Below are 20,152 nucleotides of genomic sequence, written 5' to 3'. Positions count from 1 at the left end.
ATGGCCGGAGCGAGCAAAGCCGTCGTCGATAGCCGCGCCAACCTGCCTTTCGTCTACCGCCAGTACAGCCCGGAGCAGCTCCGAGAAGTGCTCCACAAGATGTACCTCATCCGCCGCTTCGAAGAGGGTGCGGAAGAGTGCTACACGCGCGGCCTCATCCACGGCACCATGCACCTGTCGATCGGCCAGGAAGCGAGCGCCATGGGCATCTGCATGCCGCTCGCCGAGGATGATCAGATCACCTCGACGCATCGCGGCCATGGCCATTGTATCGCCAAGGGCGCTGAAGTCGGCCGCATGTTCGCCGAGTTCTTCGGCAAGACCACCGGCTACTGCAAGGGCCGCGGCGGCTCCATGCACATCGCCGATGTCGCCAAGGGCAATCTCGGCGCCAACGGCATCGTCGCCGGCGGCATTCCGATTGCGGTCGGCGCTGCGCTCTCCTCCAGGATGATGAAGACCGGCAAGGTCGTGGTCTCTTTCTTCGGCGATGGCGCCAACAATGAAGGCGCCTTCCACGAGGCGTTGAACATGGCGGCGATCTGGAAGCTGCCGGTGGTCTTCGTGTGCGAGAACAACGGCTACGGCATGTCGACCTCGACGGCGCGCTCGACCGCTGTGAAGAACATCGCCGAGCGCGCGGCTGCCTATTCGATGCCCGGTGTCATCGTCAACGGCAACATCTTCTCCGAGGTCGCCGAGGCATCCTTCAAGGCTATCGAGCGCGCGAGGGCCGGCGAGGGGCCGACGCTGATCGAATCGAAGACCTACCGCCATCGCGGCCATTCCAAGAGCGACCGCAACCGCTACCGCACCAAGGAAGAGATCGAGGACTGGATGGCGAACCGCGATCCGATCACGCTCTTCGAGAACGAGTTGCGCGATTTCGGCTTCATCGACGACCAGGGCATCGAGGCGATCCGCGACGCGGTCGCCCGCGAGATCGCCGACGGCATCGAGTTCGCCAAGGCGAGCCCGGCGCCCGAGATCGCCACCCTCGAAAACTATGTTTACACGGAGCATGCGTGATGGACGCCGCCATGCGCGAACTGAGCTACGCCCAGGCGATCCAGGAAGCCATGGCGATCGCCATGGACATGGACGAGCGCGTCTTCCTGATGGGCGAGGATATCGGCGTCTATGGCGGAGCCTTCCAGGTCACTGGCGATCTGGTGGAGCGCTACGGTACCGACCGGGTGATCGACACGCCGATCTCGGAGCTGGGCGGCGCGGGTGTCGCGGTGGGTGCAGCCGTCACCGGCATGCGGCCGATCTTCGAATTCCAGTTCTCGGATTTCGCCACGCTCGGTATGGAGCAGATCGTCAACCAGGCGGCAAAGATGCGCTTCATGCTCGGCGGCGAGGTCTCGGTGCCGGTGGTGATGCGGTTCCCGGCGGGCTCCGGGACCGGTGCGGCTGCGCAGCACAGCCAGAGCCTCGAAGCCTGGCTCGGCCATGTGCCCGGCCTGAAGGTCATCCAGCCGGCGACGCCGCATGATGCCAAGGGCATGCTGCTTGCCGCTGTCGCCGATCCGGACCCGGTCATGATCTTCGAGCACAAGCTGCTCTATAAGATGAAGGGCCATGTGCCTGAAGGCCACTATATCGTGCCGATCGGCAAGGCCGAGATCCGCCGTGAGGGCCGCGACCTCACCATCGTCGCCACATCGATCATGGTGCAGAAGGCGCTCGACGCGGCAGCCGCGCTGGAAGGCGAGGGCATCGACATCGAAGTGGTCGATCTGCGCACGATCAGGCCGCTCGACCGGCAGACCGTCATCGACAGCGTGAAGAAGACCTCGCGCCTGCTCTGTGTCTACGAAGGGGTGAAGACGCTCGGCATCGGCGCGGAAGTAAGCGCGCTGGTGGCCGAAAGCGAGGCGTTCGATTATCTCGATGCGCCGATCGTTCGCCTCGGCGGCGCCGAGACGCCGATCCCCTACAATCCGGACCTGGAAAAGGCGACGGTGCCGCAGGTTCCAGACATCATCGCCGCCGCCCGCGACCTCGTGAAAGGGGTCCGCTGAGCGATGCCGACCGAAGTCATTCTTCCCAAGGTCGACATGGACATGGCGACCGGCCAGATCTCGCGCTGGTTCGCTGAGGAGGGCGCCAAGGTCAAGAAGGGCGACGTGCTCTTCGAGATCGAGACCGACAAGGCGGCGATGGAGATCGATGCGCCGGCCAGTGGCACGCTACGCGACGTCACCGGTAAGGAGCGCGTCGACATTCCGGTCGGCGCGCCGGTGGCATGGATATATGCCGACGATGAGGTTTATGAAGCAGGGACGACGCAGAACGGGGCTCCAATCTCCCCCCTCGTGGGGGAGATGTCGGCAAAGCCGACAAAGGGGGGCGCTGTCCCGCCGGCGTCTCAGTCTGTCGCGCCCCCCTCTGCCCTGCCCTTCCTCCGCAGCAGCGGCGCTGCAGCTACGGAGGGTGGACCGGGCATCTCCCCCACAAGGGGGGAGATTGGCCAATCGCCGTCGGGTGGGCGCGCAACACCACTCGCTCGCCGTCTGGCGCGCGAGGCGGGTCTCGCGATTGCGGACGTGAAAGGCAGCGGCCCGCACGGCCGTGTCGTGCGTGCCGATATAGAAGCTGCAATCGCCGCGAAAGGCGCCGGCGCACCCGAACAGCCGACTGCCGATACCGCACCACAAACGCCAGTTGAGGCGCCGGCCGCCGCGCCGAAGCCGATGTCGGACGACCAGGTGCTGAAACTGTTCGCCGAAGGCTCCTATGAGCTCGTGCCGCACGACAATATGCGCAAGACGATTGCGCGCCGCCTGGTCGAGGCCAAGTCCACCATCCCGCATTTCTATCTGACGCTGGACTGCGAGCTCGATGTGCTGCTGGCGCTGCGCACGCAGCTCAATGCGGCAGCCCCGATGAAGAAGACCGACAAGGGCGAGGCGCCGGCCTACAAGCTGTCCGTCAACGATATGGTGATCAAGGCGATGGCGATGGCCTTGATGGCGGTTCCGGATGCGAACGCTTCGTGGACCGAAAGCGCCATGGTCAAGCACAAGCACGCCGATGTCGGCGTCGCCGTGTCGATCCCCGGCGGCCTGATCACGCCGATCATCCGCCATGCCGACGAAAAGACGCTGTCTGTCATCTCCAACGAGATGAAGGACCTGGCGGGCCGCGCCCGCAGCCGCAAGCTCAAGCCGGAAGAGTACCAGGGCGGCACGACGGCGGTGTCCAATCTGGGCATGTTCGGCGTCAAGGACTTCGCCGCCGTCATCAACCCGCCGCATGCGACGATCCTGGCGGTCGGCGCGGGCGAAGAGCGCGCGGTGGTGAAGAACGGCGAGATCAAGATCGCCACCGTGATGTCGGTGACGCTCTCGACCGATCACCGGGCCGTCGACGGCGCGCTCGGCGCCGAACTGCTCGGCGCCTTCAAGCGCATGATCGAAAACCCGATGGGCATGCTGGTGTAAGAAGGGAAAGGCGGTGCGAGCCGTATCTGCCCTGACCGCACGGCGCTGGCCACCCGATCACCGACTTGTCAGGCGGCTGCTTCGCGCCGATCCGATTCTCATGCTTGAAGCTGCCGCCATTTCGTTCCACATCGGTCGGGATGAAGGGCGAGGCAGCAGATCGAGTTCGGAATTTGCGGTGGGCCTTGCCCGCATCGCTATTTCTGCACGTGCTGATCGCAGCGTTCCTGCTCTATGGCCTGCCGAGGCCCGCCCAACTGCCGGATCAGGAACAACCGGTGAATGTCGCGATCGTGCCGCCGCCCGATCAGCCAAAGCCGAAACCTGTGCGGGCGCCGCCCAAGGCCGAGAAACCGCCGGAACCGAAGGCTGAAAAGCCGCCCGAGCAGAAGGTTGAAAAGCCGCCGCCAGAGCGGCCCAAGCCACCCGACATCCCGGTTTTGAAGCGCGTTTTTCAATATGGCGAGAAGAATACCGGGCCGGAGAAATCTCCAGACGGAGGCAGCGCTCCAGCCAATGCGCCGTCGCCGGCCAAGGATGAGGCCGCGAAGCCGCCGGTCGTACCGAAGCCCGCGCCGAACCAGGCCGCACCACCCACAACTCCCGAGCAGCAGGCAGAGTCCGGCAAGGCCGACGAGAAACCGGCAACCGCCGCGCCGGACGCCAAACCTGCGCAAAGCGAGGAGAAGCAGGCGACCGAGGATACTGACAAACAACAGGCAGACAAACAGGAGGCGGCGCCGCAAACCACCGAAGAGCAATCGGTCGTGCCACCAAAGCCATTGACAGCCGAGGCTGGCGACAAGCCTGCGCCTCAATCCTCGGTCGAAAAGGCAAAGCCTAAACCTTCCAAAGCGATGAAGTTCAAATCCGCGCGAGCCTTCAAAGCCCCAAGCGGGAGGTCAAATCCCACCAACGCCGAGGCTGAGGGATCGCCGATTTATTCCGGCCTTCCGGGCGTCAGAAAGCTTTACTCGCCGGGTGCAACCGGCAACGCGCTGGCCACAAGCTCAATGGAGAATGTGCCGCGAGATCAGCGCGTTGCCAATCTTTGCGCCAACGTTCTGAACCAGGAACTGCAAAGTGCCGATTATTCTCCCAAATGGCTGCCAACCATTCCGCTGAAGCTGGGTAATGTTCTTAACCCGCCGAAGGCCGCGTTCAGCACGACAACACAATGGTTCGATTTGAGCTTTCGCTGTGAGGTCGACGCCGATGCGACGAGGGTCTTGTCCTTCAACTTCCGTGTGGGACCAACGATACCGCCCGGCGAATGGAGCCAGCGTAAGTTCCCCAGTCTCCGCTAGATCAGGAGTCTCCGCTAGATCAGGCCGGCACGCCGAGCCCAGCCAATTGCCGACCAACCTCACGCCAGTCGGCGCAGACGAAATCGGCGCCGGCAGCCTTCAGCCGCGTGCTATGCTCGGGATAGGTGTGGCCGCCGCCGGTATAGCCGATGGCGATCATGCCGGCCGCAACCGCGCCCTGAATACCGAAAGGCGAATCCTCGACGACGATGCAGTCGGCAGGCTTCGCGTCCATCTTCTCGGCCGCGAACAGGAAGATGTCGGGCGCCGGCTTACCGTTCTTGACCATCGAGGAGGAGAAGATCGCCTCGCCGAAGAAGCGCGACTGTCCCGTCACCGACAGGCTGTGGTTGATGCGTTCGATCGAGGATGACGAAGCAACGCAGCGGTCGCCGGCAAGCGCGCTGAGGAAAGGCACGATCCCCGGCGTCGGCTTCAGCTCCTCGGAAAAGAGCAGCTTGGTTTCGGCCCAGATGTCGCCATCCGCGGCGGGCGGGAACTGATGGCCGGTCAGTTCCTTGATTTTGACGATGATGTCGGACTGCTTCATGCCGATGCATTGGGCGATGATCCCGCCATGCACGCCGGGCATGCCATGCTTCTCATAGACGCGCTCATAAGCCTTGGCGGCCAGCGGCTCGCTGTCGACGAGAACCCCGTCGCAGTCGAAAATCATCAGTCTGGATCGCGCCACGCGCCTCTCCCGGCTTCGATATCAATGTTGCACATCGCTATCGATAAAAAGTCAGATGTTCAATAGTAAGGCGGCCAATCATCAAAGCTGGCGCAGCGCCTCGCTGACGGGCGAGGATCCAAGCGCGCGCTGCATGGCCTGGCGCGATTGGGCGCGGTCGGGCGTGATCCAGTTGGGCTCGGCGCCGAGGAAGCGGTCGAGAAAGGCCACGGCATAGGCGGGCATTTCCGTCGCGTTCTCTCGATAGGACCACCATGTGCGCAGGTCGTCGGCGCATTTGTCGATGCTGGGCGCGGTGCCGAACTCCTGCTCGTGCACGGCCAGGATCGCCGACACGCAGTAGTTGGTATAGAGAAATCCCTCCGGCCAGAAGCGCACGATTTCCGCCGTGCCGGCATTGGCCTCGGTTTCGATCATTTCGGTGAGGCCGGAGACCTCGCGCGCCGGCGCCTGCCGGATCAGCTCGCGCAGCACCAGCCCGGCGGCGAAGACGATGAAGTCCGCGCGGTCGACATCGGCGAATCGCTTCTGCGCTTCCATCACCTCGATCCAGTCGAGAAAGGCGCGCGTCAGCTTGGCCTCGTCGATCTCGAAGCGCACGCCGAACGTTTCCGACACCACCTTCGCACTGCTGCGGAAAGTGGCGCGGAACCAGCGCAGCTGCCGCAGCCGGTGACGCAGGTCCGGCATAAGCGCAAGTTCGTGCCTGAAGGGCAGATCCATGTCTCATATCCCGTTTGAGGACAGGCTAGCACAGGCGCTGCCGATGCCGAAATCGGCCAGCCGCCTGTGGAGCGTTATGGCGGCTAATATAATACATGTTGACATTCGAGGAAACAAATGTTCTCACTTTCGGGTCATCTCGTCTCCGTCCAATATGTGCCGGGAGAAAGAGACTCGGGAGGAAACCGAAAATGGCGATCTGGCAGTGGGCGCTGCTTCTGCTGTTTGTTGTCTGGGCGCTGCAATCGCTCGGCGTCTGGCTGCAGATGCGGCATTATTCGGACGTCTTCAAAGGTGTCACCAACCAGTACAAGGACGGTTTCGTCGGCGCGGGCAATTTCCGCGGCCGGCTCGCCAAGGGCACCATTGCACTCATCGTCGTGACGCCGGATCTCATCGTGCGCCGCGCGATGATCATGAGCGGCCGCTCGGTGCTGACCAAGTTCAAGCGACATGAAGAATTCGAGGGCGTCCCCCTCGATCGACTCCGGTCCAACCCTGCGATCATGGGGGAGGGGGAACCCGGTGTGGCCGAGGCCGTGAAACGGGCGATCGAGCAGATCGACCGCGCGCGGTCGGAGCCGGGGAAGAAGCCGGGCCTGTCCGGCTTGAACGTAGCAAGGGCTTAAACGACGCCGGCAGCCGGCTGGGAATGACCGGCAGGGGTCATAAGGAGGAGAAATGTCTGTGATTTCGTTATTGGCGCAGCATGCCGACCTGGCGGTGCATAACCTGCATGTGGCAGGCACCATGGTCTCGGATGCTGCCTGGCACGGCAAGCTCGGCGTCGAGCATGCCACCGACCATCTCGTCGTCCTGGCGCAGGCGACGACCGACAACGCGCCGGTCACCGCCGATCAGCTGAAGGAACAGCTGAAGAATGTGCAGCAGGAAGAGCAGCTCGGCTGGCTGACCGCGATCGGCAAATACTTCATCGGCATCTTCCAGAAGGGCGGCGAAGTGTTCGCCGGCTTCGTCACCGGCATCATCCCGACGCTGGTCGTGCTGATGACCGCCTTCTACGCCGTCACCGAACTGGTCGGCGAAGAGCGCGTCCACGGCCTGGCACGCGGCGCCGGCCGCATCGCGCTGACCCGCTATACCGTGCTGCCGGTGCTGTCGGTATTCTTCCTCACCAACCCGATGGCCTACACCTTCGGCTCTTTCCTGGAAGAAAAGCACAAGCCCGCCTTCTACGACGCGGCGGTGTCCTATGTGCATCCGCCGCTCGGCCTCTTCCCGCATATCAATCCCGGTGAATATTTCGTCTGGGGCGGCATGCTCGTGGCGCTGCTCGACCTTGAGAAGCGAGGCGTCATCGCCAACGGCTATCACGTCAAGGTGGCCATCTGGTACGCCCTTGTCGGCCTCGTCGTCATCCTGCTGAAGGGCATGCTGACCGAGCGCATCACGGCCATCATGGCGCGCCGCCAAGGCGTCGAGCTCTGAGCGCGGGGAGGATACCATGGCCAAGACATACAAGGCAGTAAAGATCTCGAGGGGCTCCACCGGTTGGGGTGGCCCGCTGGTCATCGAACCGACCGAGCAGCGCAGCAAGGTCGTGTCGGTTACCGGCGGCGGCATTCATCCGGTGGCGCAACTTATCGCCGACATGACCGGCGCCGAGGCCGTCGACGGCTTCAGGGCGCCGCCGATCGAAAGCGAGATGGCGGTCGTCGTCGTCGACTGCGGCGGCACCGCGCGCTGCGGCGTCTATCCGCGCAAGCGTATCCCGACCGTCAATCTGACGCCGGTCGGCCAGGCTGGGCCGCTCGCCCAGTTCATCACGGAAGACATCTACGTTTCGGGCGTGAAGCCGGCCAACGTCACAATGGCGGACGGATCCGAAGCGGTCACCACTGCGGGGGGAGCAGCATCGATGAGTTCAGGTAACAACACTGCAGCTGCGGCGCCACAGCCGTTGCCGAGCGAAGGCGGGCTTATCGGCCTGATCAGCTCGATCGGCCGCGTCATGGGCCGCGTCGTCGGCATCTTCTTCAACGCCGGCCGCCGCACCATCGACCAGGTCATCCGCAACGTGCTGCCCTTCATGGCCTTCGTGACCATGCTGATCGGCCTGATCCTCTATACCGGCATCGGCGACGTGCTGGCGCAGCCGATGGGTCCGCTGGCCAACAATATTGTCGGCCTGCTGATCATCTCCGCCATCTGCGGCCTGCCGTTCCTGTCCCCAATCCTCGGGCCAGGCGCGGTCATCGCCCAGGTCATCGGCGTCGCCATCATCGGCCCGCAGATCGCCAACGGCACCATCTCGCCGGCAATGGCGCTGCCGGCGCTGTTTGCCTACAACACCCAGGTGGGCTGCGACTTCGTTCCCGTCGGCCTGGCGCTCGGCGAGGCCAAGCCGAAGACGATCGAAATCGGCGTGCCGGCTGTGCTCATCAGCCGCCAGATCATGGGCCCGGTCTCCGTGCTGATCGCATGGGTCGTCTCCCTGATCGTGTTCTAAGGCGTTAAACAACGAGGTTCGCCATATGTCGGTTCTTCTCAAGACACGGGTCACGGCAATAGGACCCGAAGTGGCGGACCTCGCCGAGGGCGGCGTGGTCATCCTGTTCGCGGATGGCTCGCCTCCCGAACTGGCCGAGGTTTCCGTACTTCACCTGACCGAGCAGGGACCCAGTGACGACGCACCGCAAAAGGGCGCCTCGATCACGCTCGGACCGGTGTCGGCGACGATAACGGCGGTCGGTTCCACCGCATGGAGCAAGGTCCGCGAGATGGGCCATGTCGTCATCTCCTTCAACGGAGCATCCGAGGCCGAAAGGCCCGGCGAAGTCTGCGCATCCGAGGTCGATACCGGAGCGCTCGTGGCGGCGCTTACGCCAGGCGCTGTCATCACCATTGCCGCCTGATAGGATCAGCGCCGTCCGAAGATGGCGCCATAAGCCAGAGCAATTCCAGGAAAAGCGGTTTTTCCGTCGGGAATTGCGTCAAAACAAAGAGTTTTGCCATGGAACGCTCGACCATCGTCAGAGTGCATGAAGGTTTGCACGCCCGTCCCGCCACGCGATTCGTAAAACTCGCCAAGGGTTTCGAATCCGATGTCGAGCTGGTCAAGGACGGCAAGGCGGTCAGTGCCAAGAGCTCGGTCAAGCTGATGCTGCTCGCTGTCAAGGAGAACCAGGAAGTCACCGTGCGCGCCAACGGCGCCGACGCGATCGAGGCGATCGAGGCGCTGATCGGCTATCTGGAGAACCCGCGCGCCGGTCTCGATGACGCTAGCGAGGCGGGCGAGGCGGCTTCAGAAGCGCCGGCCGCAGCCGCTCCCGAGGCCCCGCCACCTGCTGCCGCACCGGCGGATGGGACGCCGAAACTCCAGGGTGTCGCCGCCAGCGAAGGCGTGGCCATAGGACCGGCCTTTGCCCATTTCCCGCCCGAGATCGCCGGGCCGGGACGGCGCCTGCAGGCCGATGAGATCGAAGGCGAACTCAAGCGCTTCCGCGGCGCTGTCGCCACGGTCCAGGCGCGGATGGATCGTACACTTGCCGAAGATAATCTCTCGGCCGGCGACCGTGGCATCGTCGCGGCGCTGCGCGACATCGCCGCCGACGACAGTCTGACCGGAGAGGTCGAAAGACTGATCCGGGGAGGCGACGACGCGGTTTCGGCGGTCATCGTGGCCGCGGCCACCATCGCCGCCGATTTCAGCGCGGTCGACGACCACTATCTCAACGCCCGGGCCGACGACGTCCATGCCGTCGGGCGCCAGATCTGCCTGGTGCTGCTCGGCCAGGACGACATTAGCCTTGAGACCATTCCGCAGGGCGCGATTCTCATTGCCGACGACATCGGCGCCTGGGATCTGGCGCGCGCGCCGCTGAAGCGCATCGGCGGCGTGGTCTGCGGCCATGGCGGCGCCACCTCGCACATCGCCATCATCGCGCGCTCGCATGGCATCCCGGCGGTGCTGGGGCTCGGTGATAAGGTCAACGAGCTGCGCAACGCCAAGCAGGTGGCGATCGACGGCAATGCCGGGCACGTGATCATCGATCCGGACGAGGCCGCGCGTGCCGATTTCACCCGCCGTGTTGAGCAGGCGGCGCAGGAGCGCGAGGGCCTGAAGGTGTTCAAGGGCGTGACCCCGATGCGCGCCGACGGTACGGTGATCGAGGTCGCGGCCAATATCGGTTCACTCGAGGAGATCGAGGCGGCGCAGGAAGCCGGCGCCATGGGTGTCGGGCTGTTCCGCACCGAGTTGCTCTTCATGCGCCACATGCACCTGCCGTCGGAAGACATGCAGGCCGAGACCTACAGCGCTTTGGCCAAGGCCTTCGCGCCGCATCCGGTCATCGTGCGCACGCTCGACATCGGCGGCGACAAGCCGATCGCCGGCATCGAATTCCCCGACGAGGAAAATCCCTTTCTCGGCTGGCGCGGCATCCGCATGTGCCTGGACCGGCCCGACATCTTCAAGCGCCAGTTGCGCGCGCTGCTCAGGGCCGCCGTCCACGGCAACATCAAGGTGATGCTGCCGATGATTTCGGAGATCGCCGAGGTGACGCGCACGCGCGCGCTGGTCGAGGAGTGCGCGACTGAATTGAAGGCTGAAGGCGTGCCGCATGCGGGCTTTGACCTGGGCGTCATGATCGAGACGCCGGCCGCCGTGCTGATTGCGCCGGCGCTGGCGAAAGAAGTGGCGTTCTTCTCGATCGGCACCAACGACCTGACCCAGTACGTCATGGCCGCCGACCGCCTCAATCCGACGGTAGCCAAGCTCAATGACGTCACCAACCCGGCGGTGATGTCGGCGATCGAACTCACGGCCAGGGCCGGTGTCGCCGCCGGCATCATGGTCGGCATGTGCGGCGAGGCAGCCGGCCGCCCGGATCTGATCCCGGCCTTCATCAAAATGGGGTTGACCGAGCTCAGCATGAGTCCGGCCTCGATCCAGCGCGCCAAGAAGACCATCGCGGCCATGGCGGCCGAGCGATAGCGGATCCCTCGCGACGGTTACGTCAGATGCGCAAGCAGGGTGGCGAGGATCGGTGTCAGCTCCTGCACCGCGTTCGCCTGGGCGCAGGCCTGCCGGATGCGATCCTCGCGGGCTTCGGTCGCGAGCAAGGCGATTTCGAGGATATCCGGCTCGGACGTGTCGCCTTTGGTGGCGAGACCGCAGGCAAGCACGATCGGCGCAAGGCAATCGATGTCGAACGAACGGTCTGCGGAGATCGTTGCGGCCGAGCCGGTTTCGCCAAGCTGGACAGGGTGGTGGTTGAGGCATTCCACAAGCAGGGCCGAGCAGGCCGCTGCGATCTGATCCGTGGAGGCCGCGGCTTCTGTCGCGGCGGCGAGCAGATCCGCATGGCGCTTGCGCATCGCGGCATGAACGGCCGAAAAGCCCGCCTCATGGACTCTCGGGTTGTCTATGCCGAGCCCGGCGAGAACCGCACGCGTCAGATAATACATGTCACGCCTGAACTGGCGTTCGCCGCTGATCTGCCGGTCTTCATCGCCTTCCGGGAAATAGGCCCTAAGGCTTTTGACGGTCGTGCCGTCGACCTTGAGCGGCCGGGAATGCGGAACGAAGGATTCGGCGATCGTCAGCGCCTCGTCGACGGCGCTCGCGGCATGGCCAAGCAGGCTGCGGCCCGGAAAGGGAGGCAAACTGCCGGCGATATCGTGCGAGGTTTCGCCGGCGTTGTCGTGGCGGCTCTGGCGGATGGCGTCGCGCAGTTCCCGAAGCCGGTCCTTCAGGTTGACGCGGACATCTTCGGATATTTGTCGCAGCATCGCCAATCGCCTCGAAATGCCGAAGCCGGTCACGGCTCGGGGGCACCAGTCGCCCTCTCTAGATTGTTCGTGTCGATTGGTAGATCAATAGGCAATATTTAACCAGCATGCAGAATCGGCGATGGCAGCTTCATCACCGCAGTGGAGGGGAACTTGGGCAGGCGACGGCAGGGCGAACCCGAAAACGGCAGGGCTGAGGTATCCGAACAGGTCGTCAACGAAAGCCGGACCGACCGCCTCAGGATCCGCGCCGCCTGGATGTATTTCGTCGAGCAGATGACGCAGAACGAGATCGCCGACGTGCTCGGCGTCGGCCGCGTCACCATCGTGCGCATGCTGGCCGAGGCGAGGGCGCGCAACGAGGTCAAGATCACCATCGAGAGCGAGCTCCTGGAGATCGTGCGGCTGGAGCGCGCGTTGGAAAGGACCTTCGGCCTGCAGCAGGCGCTGGTGGCGCCGCTCACCGACCCCCTTGCCGATCCGATCCCGGCAATCGCTGCCAAGACCGGCATGTTCCTGTCCGACGCGATGAAGTCGGGCATGCGGGTCGGCGTCGGCTGGGGCGTGACGCTGTTCCATACCTTGCCGTTCATCAGCGCCAAATCGCTGACCGATTTCAGCGTGATTTCGCTGCTTGGCGGCGTCGGTGTCGCGCGCCGGACCAATCCGGCCGAGTTCGCCTGGCGCTTTGCCCAGATATTCCAGGGTGACGGCTATCTGATGCCGACGCCGGCCGTCGTCGACAGCGTCGAAACCAAGATCGCGCTGGTCGAGCGCTGCGGTCTGCAGGAGATATTTGAGATGGCCGACGCGCTCGATGCCGTTCTGCTGAGCGTCGGCGGCATCGCTTCGGCCACCACCTTCTCGCGCGGCGGCTTTCTCAAGGAAGCGGACCGCGAGGCCCTGCTTGCGCGCGGCGCAGTCGGCGACCTTCTGTTCCATTTCTTCGACCGCAATGGCGATCTGGTCGACCATCCCGTCAACAGCCACGTGATGTCGGTGGATGTCGACCGCCTGCGCAAGGCGCCGATCCGCATCCTCACTTCCGGCGGCGTAGAGAAGACCGAGGCGCTGCTCGGCGCCATGAACCTGATCGCGCCGACCATCCTGATCACCGACGAGGAAAGCGCGCGCCGCATGTTGGCGCATGACAGTCGTGTTTAGCAATCGCGGTTAGGAGAAACCGAAACTGCCACGATTTGGATACTTCGTTCGAGATGCGTAAGCCATACCTGGAGTAGCCCATGGCAAACCCTCAATATGTTCCTGGCACCTTAGTCCCGGAACGCCTTCTGCCTCTAATCGGCTTACTCGTGGTCAGGTTCGGTTCCTTGGATGCAGAGCTAAATAGGCTGATTTGGCACGTAGCAGGACTGGACGAATTAGCGGGCCGAGCTTTTACGGCAAGCGTCACCAATTACAGACCGCGAGCCAACCTTCTTGGTTGGCTTTCGAGGCGTATCGAGAGCGAAGCTGATCGAAAAAAGGTGGCCAAACTCGCTGATCAGTTCATGGAGATCGCGGATTTTAGGCATCGCGTTATCCACGACGAAGTCGGCTGGTATAGCCCCAACACTGGGACGGTCGGTGTGTGGCGAGCGGAAGTTCCACTCGAGAAGCGTAAGCCCACCGAGATTTCGGAAGATTGGCTCTCCTATTATTCGCGCCTTGCATGGGAGGTTGAAGCCAGGATGCAGCAATATAGGATTAAGAATTCTCGCTGGGACGAAGACACGCATTTCCCATGGCACGAGACACCCCCCAGCAAGCCGAATCGTTCTTAGCAAACTCGAGGCGCATCCTACGCCACCAGCGCCGATCAATTGGCCATCTCTCCTGCATCGCCACGCCAACACAGATGTCGCCGATGGGCAATCCTCGCGACGATATGGTACCATCGCACGCAAGTGAGCGCGGTAGCGCACGTAAGTCAGTTCAATTTTTCTGATAGTGGGGCATGCCCCTTCGTCAAAATTATCCCGTTGCGGGACTGATTTTATGCGAATATCTGGAAGGTCGTTCTCAATCAGGATGACCCGGATGACCTTCCTTCAAATTGCATATCTGATCGTTGCCGCCTCTTATATTTTGGTGGCTGTTGCGCTGTTTTGTGGCCATAACTGAATACCGCAGTTCAGAGGCGTGGCCAACATATTGCCCAATCCCCTAGGGTACCTTGGTATCAGGGGAATTTGGCTGCACAATCGCTGGAATAAAAAGCCTACCGAGCCCCGCTCTCCAAGCCTTTTTGCTACCCATATACATTCTTCGGCAATGTATGGGAGACAGGACTTTGGGGGGAGTCCTCGTTCTATAATGGTCGGAGTGGCCGGATTCGAACCTTATCCGGAGTCCGAGTGTCCAGTGAGTGTGTAGATTGGTTCGGCACTGAAATCGAATCGCCACCAAAATCTATGTTGATCCCCAGATCGGCGGCAGCCCAATTCAAAGCTCCATTTAGACGTCAACTTACCCAGTCTAATGTAGTGTCGTTCGATAGCTTAGGCCTGGAAACGACGCCACATCACGCATCGACGATGCCCTGTCGGCGGGGTTGCCTTTGAGGACGGCGAGAAAGAACGCGGTAGCCAGTGCTGTCGCCTCACGGAAGTTGGGCGTCGATGAATTCATGAAAAACGTATGCCCGCCATGATCAAACGTAGCCAACGCTTTATCTGGACTACCGATGCCGTCATACGCCCACAAGGCGTTGAATTTAGGCGAGACATCGGTGTCATCGGAAGCGAACATTATCAGTGTCGGCAGCTTGACCGCCGCAATGCCTTTGTCGCCAAACGCATGCAGTTCGCCGCCCGGAGCTGCGGCGACGAGAGCCGCCACGCGCTTGTCCCAAATGGGCGGCATTGGCGCCGCAAACGGATCAGAAACGCCATAGTGCGTTGCGATGGCTTGCTCGTGGCCGACGAATTGGCACGTTTCATCAGCTTTGGCATCCTCTTTGTTTACAGCGCACCAGGCATCCAGCGCCTTTAGGTCGATTTGTGCGCCCGCCGCCTGGAACGCGGTGGTACCACCGGTCGACAATCCCCAGACGCCAATGCGAGAGGTGTCGATGACCCCGGCGAGCTTTCCACCCGGGGCGCCCAACATATCAGCGTACCCAATCACTCGCACCACATTGGCCGGGCGATTGTAGAGCAGCCAGACCGTCTGTCGATCTTCCCAGGAAACTCCGTAATCCAAGGGTCCGGTATCATAATCGGCAGCAGCGACGACGAAACCATGGGATGCGAGGTGCCGGCCCACCGAACCGAACATGTAGCCGAGGCCTGAAAGCCCATGGATCACGACCACCAGCGGATAGGGACCACTTGTCGCTGCAGGCGCATCAATCGAATCATCTAGAACCGCGTTGGGGTCTGGCACGGGACCGGCGGCAGGATACCAGATCATGGCTGCCATTGAACGTTTGCCGGACGTGTCGGAAAACGTAAACTTCTGGAGGCCAACCGCAAACGGTCCGGGCTTGGTATAGTCTTCAGCATTTGAAGGCGTAACAAACGCCACAAGCCACAATGCAAGTCCAGTCAGCAAAAGAGTGAACCGACCCATAATTTCACCTCCCCGCGGGCCAACCATCCTCGGCCCATGACGATCACGTTTCAAAAACACCAGTGCCGCAGCCGTGACGATCACGCCTGCCAGGCCAACCAAGTATCGTTCTCCGACCGCATGCACCGAATGGTCCCCAAGCGGTGGCCGATGTCGTCCAAGCCATTTTTCGGCGGCGTCGCGGGCAACAGCATCTGCCGCGAGTAGGTGAGCGATCATCCGGTCGCCCGTCATATCGATGCCTCCTCTGTGGCTGTTCCATGGACGGGCTCGGGGCATTTGCATAGCATATTAGTGAATGCTAATCTAGGAGAGGAAGTCGCATCGCCCAGGCATAAGTCCAGCGGGCCACCTAGCGAGTCCGCGAGTTTGGGTGATTACGACTGCGGTCGCTGCAAGGGGCCCTTCGATGCATACGGTCAGCGCGCGACAACGCGCAGGGCTGGCAAGCGTGGTGGTCACGGTTGCAGCCCTTGAGAGCGGTATTGCCTCAGCACACAGCGCCAGTCGAAGTTGGACGTATCCACCTGCCTGTTGTCACGGCGATACGGTCACCGGTGAATGCGGCAAGATTCCCGCCAGCACCGTGACGCCGCGACCGGACGGCTATGTCATCATCTTGCGTCCAGGCGATCATCAGAAGGTCACTCACCAGAACCGCTATTTCGTTCCTTATGATGTCGTGATTCCTTCGGGAGATGATAACTTCCACATCTGCCTGCATCCCACCGAAGAAGACGAAAACTGTTTCTTCGCGCCAGCCGACACGATGTAGAAAAAAGGAACGCCGAGCCTTTAAGTGCAGCGAGGCGGGTCGACGAGCAGTGACGCTCGGATTCACCAGGCGATCCGGCCCCAACGTGAAGACAACGCTCAGGACCCACCAGGGATCAGGCTTGGGTCCCAGACCACCTCGGCGGGAAACTGGCGGACACAAGGTGGTCACGAATAGCGCATGCCGCCGAACACCGGCTGCGCACTAAGGTTCCCTCAAGGCAGGCTGCAGCCGCTGCCGATTCATCCACGGTCAGCGGCAGGCGGCCGGCCTGGGCGTGGGGCAATGCCTATTTTTTCGCAGGATCGTCATTCCAGATGTCGCGATAAAGCTGCCAGCTGCCGTTTTGTGCTTTCTTCCAGATAACTATTGCCTTGCCGGAGGCGTCCATGGGTTTGGAGTCTTTGCCCGGCGCCTTGTATGTAAAACTGCCTAATTCAAACGCCAGATCTCCGCGCTCTTCCACCTCAACAGTTGTGAGCTTGAGGTCGGAAACTCCATACTCAATTATGCCCTGCCAAAACTTTTGAATGTTCTCACGCCCGTCGACTCGCATCCCATTCGGCGGCAACACGGCCGCGTCGTCAGTGTAGTGCGATGCCACGCCCGCGGCATCCTTGCTGTTGAGCGATTTCATGAACTCGGCATTGCTGGCTTCGATGGCGTCTTTGGCCGACTGGGCATTGGCCGGTCCGAGACACAGCGCCCCGATAGCAACAATCAGCAGACCATGCTTGAACCTCATTTCGACCTCCCTTGGTGGGTGCTAGCGTCGCGCGAAATCGGCTCACAGCCCGCGCGGTTTCGACCGTTCAGTCCCGGCTCAGCACCGGCGAGCCAAAGAGATATTAGCAGCCACTAAAGCTCGATTCAACTTGGCTATAGGGATAGCGGAGACCAACCGGCAGGCGGCGATGAAGGCCAGCCCGGCAAAAAGCTAGAGGCCGGGACGGGCCTTTCGGTCGACTGCCTCACATGCAAGCGGAAGGCCGGTCTTGATGTCGCTGAACTGGTCAAGCGACTCGGGCCTGACCATGGGTGCCTGCATCGGGATCTGATCAAGGTGTTCCCTGCCGGACATCTCCGGGTCAGGGTTGCTGCCTCACAGCGGACCTTCAACGGAACTCCCCTGGGCTTGACCCATTTCGGACGAGCATCCGGGTCTCGTGGTCATCGCCGCAGCTTAGTTCCAGGTATCTACGCGTTGCTCATGCGACCGCGTATCGCGCAGTCCCCCAATATGCCATTATGGGTCAGAGGACGTTGCGAACCCGCTGCTCGCTCCCACCTTCGATCACGCGACAGCGGCGTTCAGAGAAGCTAATTCCAGGAGACCCTGACAAGGCCCTGGAAGTTCTCGGCTTGGTCAATGCTCTTCATTAGCGCAATTCTATAGGTGCTCTTATTTGCCAATCCGTCCCAAACGAAGAATGCGGCAATGGCAGCGACAATCAATAGCATCGGTCGCATCGCACCGCCTCCCAAGCCTACGCAGGCTGAAGTGTTACGGTCGAGTGCTCTCGCATTCTCAACACCAACAGCCGGGTAGCGGCAAACGGTGCCATGACGATAAGGGCCATCGCAATGTTGACGATAACGGAAGCAAGGCAAATCCCGCCGGGGATGTAGCAAACCGATTCCATGACGTTATCCCTTTCACCACCACTTTTCGGGTGGCATCCATCGGCCACAATGCTCCTGGTTCAGTCAGAATTCAAGCGTGTGCTAATATTACCGGATTCTTACCGGACTAAATTTGCGCACGTGGCTGCCGGGGAAGGATTTGACACCCGTAGCTCCCGAACGCACGATTGATACGGGCCGAAATAGATAAACATGGCGGTCGCGATCACAATCGCCACTGCAATGATCAGGGCGCCCTTGATCGTGGGGTTCACCTGTCGATTATCCAGCGAAGAAGGTGAACAATGGCGATGCCTAGGCCGATCGCAAGATCAGTGGCGAGGCCTTCAGCCAGTCGCCGGACCAACGCACCGTAGCGAGCCCGCAACCGCGCTTGCGGGGCTCTCAGGGCTGCGGCGGTGTCATCGAAGGCCCGTTCCATGCCCTCAGAATAGATCGAAACTCGGAATCTGTGAATCCCTCAATATCGGCGGCGGTGTCGTGACGCTCTCGATGCAGTGCGACGCCAGAGGGGCCTACCAGTCGAGAAACCGGCTCGTAATGAAACCCGCGAGCGAAGCGACCGTAACGAACAGTAGCAGCATGGCCGAAGTGGCGACCGGCCTTCGCTGTCGCGCCCTGTCATCAAACTCTATAGCGATTTCCGGCAGCCGACGAGGAGGCAAATTCCCGGTCGTTGAAAGTTTGGCGGAGTGAGTCCCGGTCACCATGCTCATCGGCTCGGCTTCGCTATTCAGAGCCTGCAGCCGATAAGCATTCAGGGTCTCGACCATCTTCTCGGTTGATAGCGGCCATCCCGCACCAGACACGCTAAGCTCAATCCCGGGCCTTCTGTTCAACCGCGTCTTGGCGCTAAGTTCGAAGCGAAAGCCGATCGACTTGTAGCGGTTCTGCTTCCGGACGTGAAACCCCTGAATATCCCGCCATGCAATTTTCAATGGAGATCGAATAATGCCGCCGCCGATCGCAAAGCCATCGCGGTCCAGGATCAAAGCACGCGGGCGGATGAACGATAATGCGCCGCCCAGTGCAGATAGTCCGAAAAAGACGATGCCAGCCCATCCGGCAACTACGAGCTTGACCGCGATTAGGCCTGAGCGAGACGCAGAGTCCTGGACCGCATGAGATCCCACCCAAACGAGGACTATGCCTCCCAGAAGATAGAAAAGGCTCTTAACTCGTGACCCTCTTATGGTCTTCGGCTGGACCGGCTCGATAGCGTGGATCATTGCTTCGCCCTTGGAGAATTTCTATACTGGTGAAGGGTTGATGCCGGCAGCCTTTAGCTTCGCGCCCAACTTTGCCTTCGTGGCGCAAGCCGTCTTGTCGCCAGCGATGCACTTGTTGTTCGCGTCGGACCAGTCGAGCAAGGCAGTGTTTATCCAGCTACCAGGTGCGCGTGCAATCCCGTAAGTCGTCGGCGGGACGCCGGAAGCGACCGCCGCTGCCGCGTCACCCTGGCCATGCGGCGCGCGTTTCCATCCGCTCAGGATGAGACAGTTCTTCATGTACTGATCTTCGGCAGCTAAGTTGCCGAGAGCGTTGCCAATTCCCGCACCCGCTACAAAGCCCGGTGACCCTATGGCAATATAGCCCTGGTCAGCCGAACCCTTTTGCAGTTCGCATTGGGCATGGGCCACATCGAAACTTGGCCCGTAGCCAATCTGCATGTAGTCGGCTTGATTGCTTGTCTGGCAGCCGCAAAGCGCTGCGACGGCAGCGAGTGCCATCCGCCCCTTTATTTTCATCCCCTAGCCCTCCCAAGGCCAAGAGGCAGCATCTATGAAAGTCTACATCTCTGCAAGCGACCACAAATATTCTGGTAAAGTTTGGAATTGGAAATCTGCCAGGGCGAAGACTTGGCCGATTGTGGCCCAAGACCCTGGCAACGACATCGAAGCGCTTGCGAGGATCATTGCCGAGAAGGTGCAGGCGCTTCATGGTGACCAGTGCGACCTGGCCCACGTCCACATCGACCGCACTTCCGGATTTGTCTTGATCGCACCTTGCATGTGAACGCAACGGAACGTCACTGCGGAAGACCCGGCGGCTTCGGCTCCGGGCCTTTTGTTACCTAGAACGTTACCAGAGCGGCTTTTCAGTGATTTCTTCGAGGTTGGACTTTGGGGGTAAGTCCTTGATCTATTTTGGTCGGAGTGGCCGGATTCGAACCGACGACCCCTTGACCCCCAGTCAAGTGCGCTACCGGGCTGCGCTACACTCCGGACCGGGT

20 protein-coding genes and 1 tRNA gene are annotated in these 20,152 nt (G+C 61.7%); 13 read left to right on the top strand and 8 right to left on the bottom strand.

The features are described from left to right. From RFM68_RS14285 to RFM68_RS14270, 4 genes are all read left to right on the top strand, one after another. Complete coding sequence (locus tag RFM68_RS14285; RefSeq protein ID WP_320233621.1) at positions 1-1,029, top strand: thiamine pyrophosphate-dependent dehydrogenase E1 component subunit alpha; 1,029 nt, start codon at positions 1-3, stop codon at positions 1,027-1,029. Further along, complete coding sequence (locus tag RFM68_RS14280; protein WP_320233620.1) at positions 1,029-2,027, top strand: alpha-ketoacid dehydrogenase subunit beta; 999 nt, start codon at positions 1,029-1,031, stop codon at positions 2,025-2,027. The genes RFM68_RS14285 and RFM68_RS14280 overlap by 1 nt, the downstream gene beginning before the upstream one ends. Positions 2,028-2,030: 3 nt before the next feature. Further along, complete coding sequence (locus tag RFM68_RS14275; protein ID WP_320233619.1) at positions 2,031-3,449, top strand: pyruvate dehydrogenase complex dihydrolipoamide acetyltransferase; 1,419 nt, start codon at positions 2,031-2,033, stop codon at positions 3,447-3,449. 140 nt (positions 3,450-3,589) lie between these two features. After that, positions 3,590-4,756, top strand: coding sequence for a DUF930 domain-containing protein (locus tag RFM68_RS14270; protein WP_320233747.1), 1,167 nt, complete (start codon positions 3,590-3,592; stop codon positions 4,754-4,756). Between the two features lie 19 nt (positions 4,757-4,775). Here RFM68_RS14270 and RFM68_RS14265 read toward each other — a convergent pair whose 3' ends face one another. Together RFM68_RS14265 and RFM68_RS14260 are read right to left on the bottom strand one after the other, a co-directional pair. Continuing rightward, complete coding sequence (locus tag RFM68_RS14265; protein ID WP_320233618.1) at positions 4,776-5,450, bottom strand: HAD family hydrolase; 675 nt, start codon at positions 5,448-5,450, stop codon at positions 4,776-4,778. Positions 5,451-5,531: 81 nt separating this feature from the next. Next, positions 5,532-6,173: a hypothetical protein gene (locus tag RFM68_RS14260; protein ID WP_320233617.1), complete on the bottom strand. Its 642-nt coding sequence runs from the start codon at positions 6,171-6,173 to the stop codon at positions 5,532-5,534. 191 nt (positions 6,174-6,364) lie between these two features. Here RFM68_RS14260 and RFM68_RS14255 point away from each other — a divergent pair, with 191 nt between their 5' ends. The 5 genes from RFM68_RS14255 to ptsP all read left to right on the top strand — a co-directional run bounded on the left by RFM68_RS14255 (position 6,365) and on the right by ptsP (position 11,130). Continuing rightward, positions 6,365-6,802 (top strand): transcriptional regulator GutM, encoded by a 438-nt coding sequence (locus RFM68_RS14255; RefSeq protein ID WP_320233616.1) that lies wholly within the window; start codon positions 6,365-6,367, stop codon positions 6,800-6,802. A gap of 52 nt (positions 6,803-6,854) precedes the next feature. Then, on the top strand, positions 6,855-7,622 hold the full coding sequence (gene srlA, locus RFM68_RS14250) for a PTS glucitol/sorbitol transporter subunit IIC (RefSeq protein ID WP_140541310.1): 768 nt from the start codon (positions 6,855-6,857) through the stop codon (positions 7,620-7,622). A 16-nt stretch (positions 7,623-7,638) separates the two neighbouring features. Then, positions 7,639-8,643, top strand: coding sequence for a PTS glucitol/sorbitol transporter subunit IIB (gene srlE, locus RFM68_RS14245; RefSeq protein WP_320233615.1), 1,005 nt, complete (start codon positions 7,639-7,641; stop codon positions 8,641-8,643). 25 nt (positions 8,644-8,668) lie between these two features. Continuing rightward, positions 8,669-9,049, top strand: a complete 381-nt coding sequence (locus tag RFM68_RS14240) for a PTS glucitol/sorbitol transporter subunit IIA (RefSeq protein ID WP_320233614.1) — start codon at positions 8,669-8,671, stop codon at positions 9,047-9,049. A gap of 98 nt (positions 9,050-9,147) precedes the next feature. Next, positions 9,148-11,130 (top strand): phosphoenolpyruvate--protein phosphotransferase, encoded by a 1,983-nt coding sequence (gene ptsP / locus RFM68_RS14235; RefSeq protein ID WP_320233613.1) that lies wholly within the window; start codon positions 9,148-9,150, stop codon positions 11,128-11,130. A 17-nt stretch (positions 11,131-11,147) separates the two neighbouring features. Here ptsP and RFM68_RS14230 read toward each other — a convergent pair whose 3' ends face one another. Beyond that, complete coding sequence (locus tag RFM68_RS14230) at positions 11,148-11,927, bottom strand: hypothetical protein (RefSeq protein ID WP_320233612.1); 780 nt, start codon at positions 11,925-11,927, stop codon at positions 11,148-11,150. Positions 11,928-12,080: 153 nt separating this feature from the next. Here RFM68_RS14230 and RFM68_RS14225 point away from each other — a divergent pair, with 153 nt between their 5' ends. Both RFM68_RS14225 and RFM68_RS14220 read left to right on the top strand, forming a co-directional pair. Then, the gene (locus RFM68_RS14225) at positions 12,081-13,091 is read left to right on the top strand and encodes a sugar-binding transcriptional regulator (protein WP_320233611.1); all 1,011 of its coding nucleotides are present in this window, start codon (positions 12,081-12,083) and stop codon (positions 13,089-13,091) included. Between the two features lie 80 nt (positions 13,092-13,171). After that, positions 13,172-13,711 carry a hypothetical protein gene (locus RFM68_RS14220; RefSeq protein ID WP_320233610.1) on the top strand — a complete coding sequence of 180 codons (540 nt, stop codon included), beginning with the start codon at positions 13,172-13,174 and terminating at the stop codon, positions 13,709-13,711. Positions 13,712-14,405: 694 nt separating this feature from the next. Here RFM68_RS14220 and RFM68_RS14215 read toward each other — a convergent pair. Further along, positions 14,406-15,734 (bottom strand): alpha/beta hydrolase family protein, encoded by a 1,329-nt coding sequence (locus RFM68_RS14215; protein ID WP_320233608.1) that lies wholly within the window; start codon positions 15,732-15,734, stop codon positions 14,406-14,408. Between the two features lie 175 nt (positions 15,735-15,909). On the opposite strand from RFM68_RS14215, the gene RFM68_RS14210 reads away from it, so the two are divergent. Then, positions 15,910-16,275 carry a hypothetical protein gene (locus tag RFM68_RS14210; protein ID WP_320233607.1) on the top strand — a complete coding sequence of 122 codons (366 nt, stop codon included), beginning with the start codon at positions 15,910-15,912 and terminating at the stop codon, positions 16,273-16,275. Positions 16,276-16,564: 289 nt separating this feature from the next. Here the strand turns inward: RFM68_RS14210 and RFM68_RS14205 are convergent, their stop codons facing one another. The 3 genes from RFM68_RS14205 to RFM68_RS14195 form a co-directional block, all read right to left on the bottom strand. After that, on the bottom strand, positions 16,565-17,020 hold the full coding sequence (locus RFM68_RS14205; RefSeq protein WP_320233606.1) for a YybH family protein: 456 nt from the start codon (positions 17,018-17,020) through the stop codon (positions 16,565-16,567). Between the two features lie 1,414 nt (positions 17,021-18,434). Beyond that, positions 18,435-19,148, bottom strand: coding sequence for an STM3941 family protein (locus RFM68_RS14200; RefSeq protein WP_320233605.1), 714 nt, complete (start codon positions 19,146-19,148; stop codon positions 18,435-18,437). A 21-nt stretch (positions 19,149-19,169) separates the two neighbouring features. After that, positions 19,170-19,667: a hypothetical protein gene (locus RFM68_RS14195; protein WP_320233604.1), complete on the bottom strand. Its 498-nt coding sequence runs from the start codon at positions 19,665-19,667 to the stop codon at positions 19,170-19,172. 34 nt (positions 19,668-19,701) lie between these two features. Here RFM68_RS14195 and RFM68_RS14190 point away from each other — a divergent pair, with 34 nt between their 5' ends. Then, positions 19,702-19,935 carry a hypothetical protein gene (locus RFM68_RS14190; RefSeq protein ID WP_320233603.1) on the top strand — a complete coding sequence of 78 codons (234 nt, stop codon included), beginning with the start codon at positions 19,702-19,704 and terminating at the stop codon, positions 19,933-19,935. A 132-nt stretch (positions 19,936-20,067) separates the two neighbouring features. Here the strand turns inward: RFM68_RS14190 and RFM68_RS14185 are convergent. Then, a tRNA-Pro gene (locus RFM68_RS14185) sits at positions 20,068-20,144 on the bottom strand. Positions 20,145-20,152 lie beyond the last annotated feature (8 nt).

The sequence above is a fragment of the Mesorhizobium montanum genome (assembly GCF_033977145.1).
GTDB classification, from domain to species: Bacteria; Pseudomonadota; Alphaproteobacteria; order Rhizobiales; family Rhizobiaceae; genus Mesorhizobium; species Mesorhizobium montanum.
This window is presented reverse-complemented; position numbering and strand designations above follow the sequence as displayed.

Bases quoted from the DNA above. Each gene is read 5' to 3' on its own strand.
- RFM68_RS14285 (WP_320233621.1), top strand. From the start codon at position 1: ATGGCCGGAGCGAGCAAAGCCGTCGTCGATAGCCGCGCCAACCTGCCT.
- RFM68_RS14280 (WP_320233620.1), top strand. From the start codon at position 1,029: ATGGACGCCGCCATGCGCGAACTGAGCTACGCCCAGGCGATCCAGGAA.
- RFM68_RS14275 (WP_320233619.1), top strand. From the start codon at position 2,031: ATGCCGACCGAAGTCATTCTTCCCAAGGTCGACATGGACATGGCGACC.
- RFM68_RS14270 (WP_320233747.1), top strand. From the start codon at position 3,590: ATGAAGGGCGAGGCAGCAGATCGAGTTCGGAATTTGCGGTGGGCCTTG.
- RFM68_RS14260 (WP_320233617.1), bottom strand. From the start codon at position 6,173: ATGGATCTGCCCTTCAGGCACGAACTTGCGCTTATGCCGGACCTGCGT.
- RFM68_RS14255 (WP_320233616.1), top strand. From the start codon at position 6,365: ATGGCGATCTGGCAGTGGGCGCTGCTTCTGCTGTTTGTTGTCTGGGCG.
- srlA (WP_140541310.1), top strand. From the start codon at position 6,855: ATGTCTGTGATTTCGTTATTGGCGCAGCATGCCGACCTGGCGGTGCAT.
- srlE (WP_320233615.1), top strand. From the start codon at position 7,639: ATGGCCAAGACATACAAGGCAGTAAAGATCTCGAGGGGCTCCACCGGT.
- RFM68_RS14240 (WP_320233614.1), top strand. From the start codon at position 8,669: ATGTCGGTTCTTCTCAAGACACGGGTCACGGCAATAGGACCCGAAGTG.
- ptsP (WP_320233613.1), top strand. From the start codon at position 9,148: ATGGAACGCTCGACCATCGTCAGAGTGCATGAAGGTTTGCACGCCCGT.
- RFM68_RS14230 (WP_320233612.1), bottom strand. From the start codon at position 11,927: ATGCTGCGACAAATATCCGAAGATGTCCGCGTCAACCTGAAGGACCGG.
- RFM68_RS14220 (WP_320233610.1), top strand. From the start codon at position 13,172: ATGGCAAACCCTCAATATGTTCCTGGCACCTTAGTCCCGGAACGCCTT.
- RFM68_RS14215 (WP_320233608.1), bottom strand. From the start codon at position 15,734: ATGACGGGCGACCGGATGATCGCTCACCTACTCGCGGCAGATGCTGTT.
- RFM68_RS14210 (WP_320233607.1), top strand. From the start codon at position 15,910: ATGCATACGGTCAGCGCGCGACAACGCGCAGGGCTGGCAAGCGTGGTG.
- RFM68_RS14205 (WP_320233606.1), bottom strand. From the start codon at position 17,020: ATGAGGTTCAAGCATGGTCTGCTGATTGTTGCTATCGGGGCGCTGTGT.
- RFM68_RS14200 (WP_320233605.1), bottom strand. From the start codon at position 19,148: ATGATCCACGCTATCGAGCCGGTCCAGCCGAAGACCATAAGAGGGTCA.
- RFM68_RS14195 (WP_320233604.1), bottom strand. From the start codon at position 19,667: ATGAAAATAAAGGGGCGGATGGCACTCGCTGCCGTCGCAGCGCTTTGC.
- RFM68_RS14190 (WP_320233603.1), top strand. From the start codon at position 19,702: ATGAAAGTCTACATCTCTGCAAGCGACCACAAATATTCTGGTAAAGTT.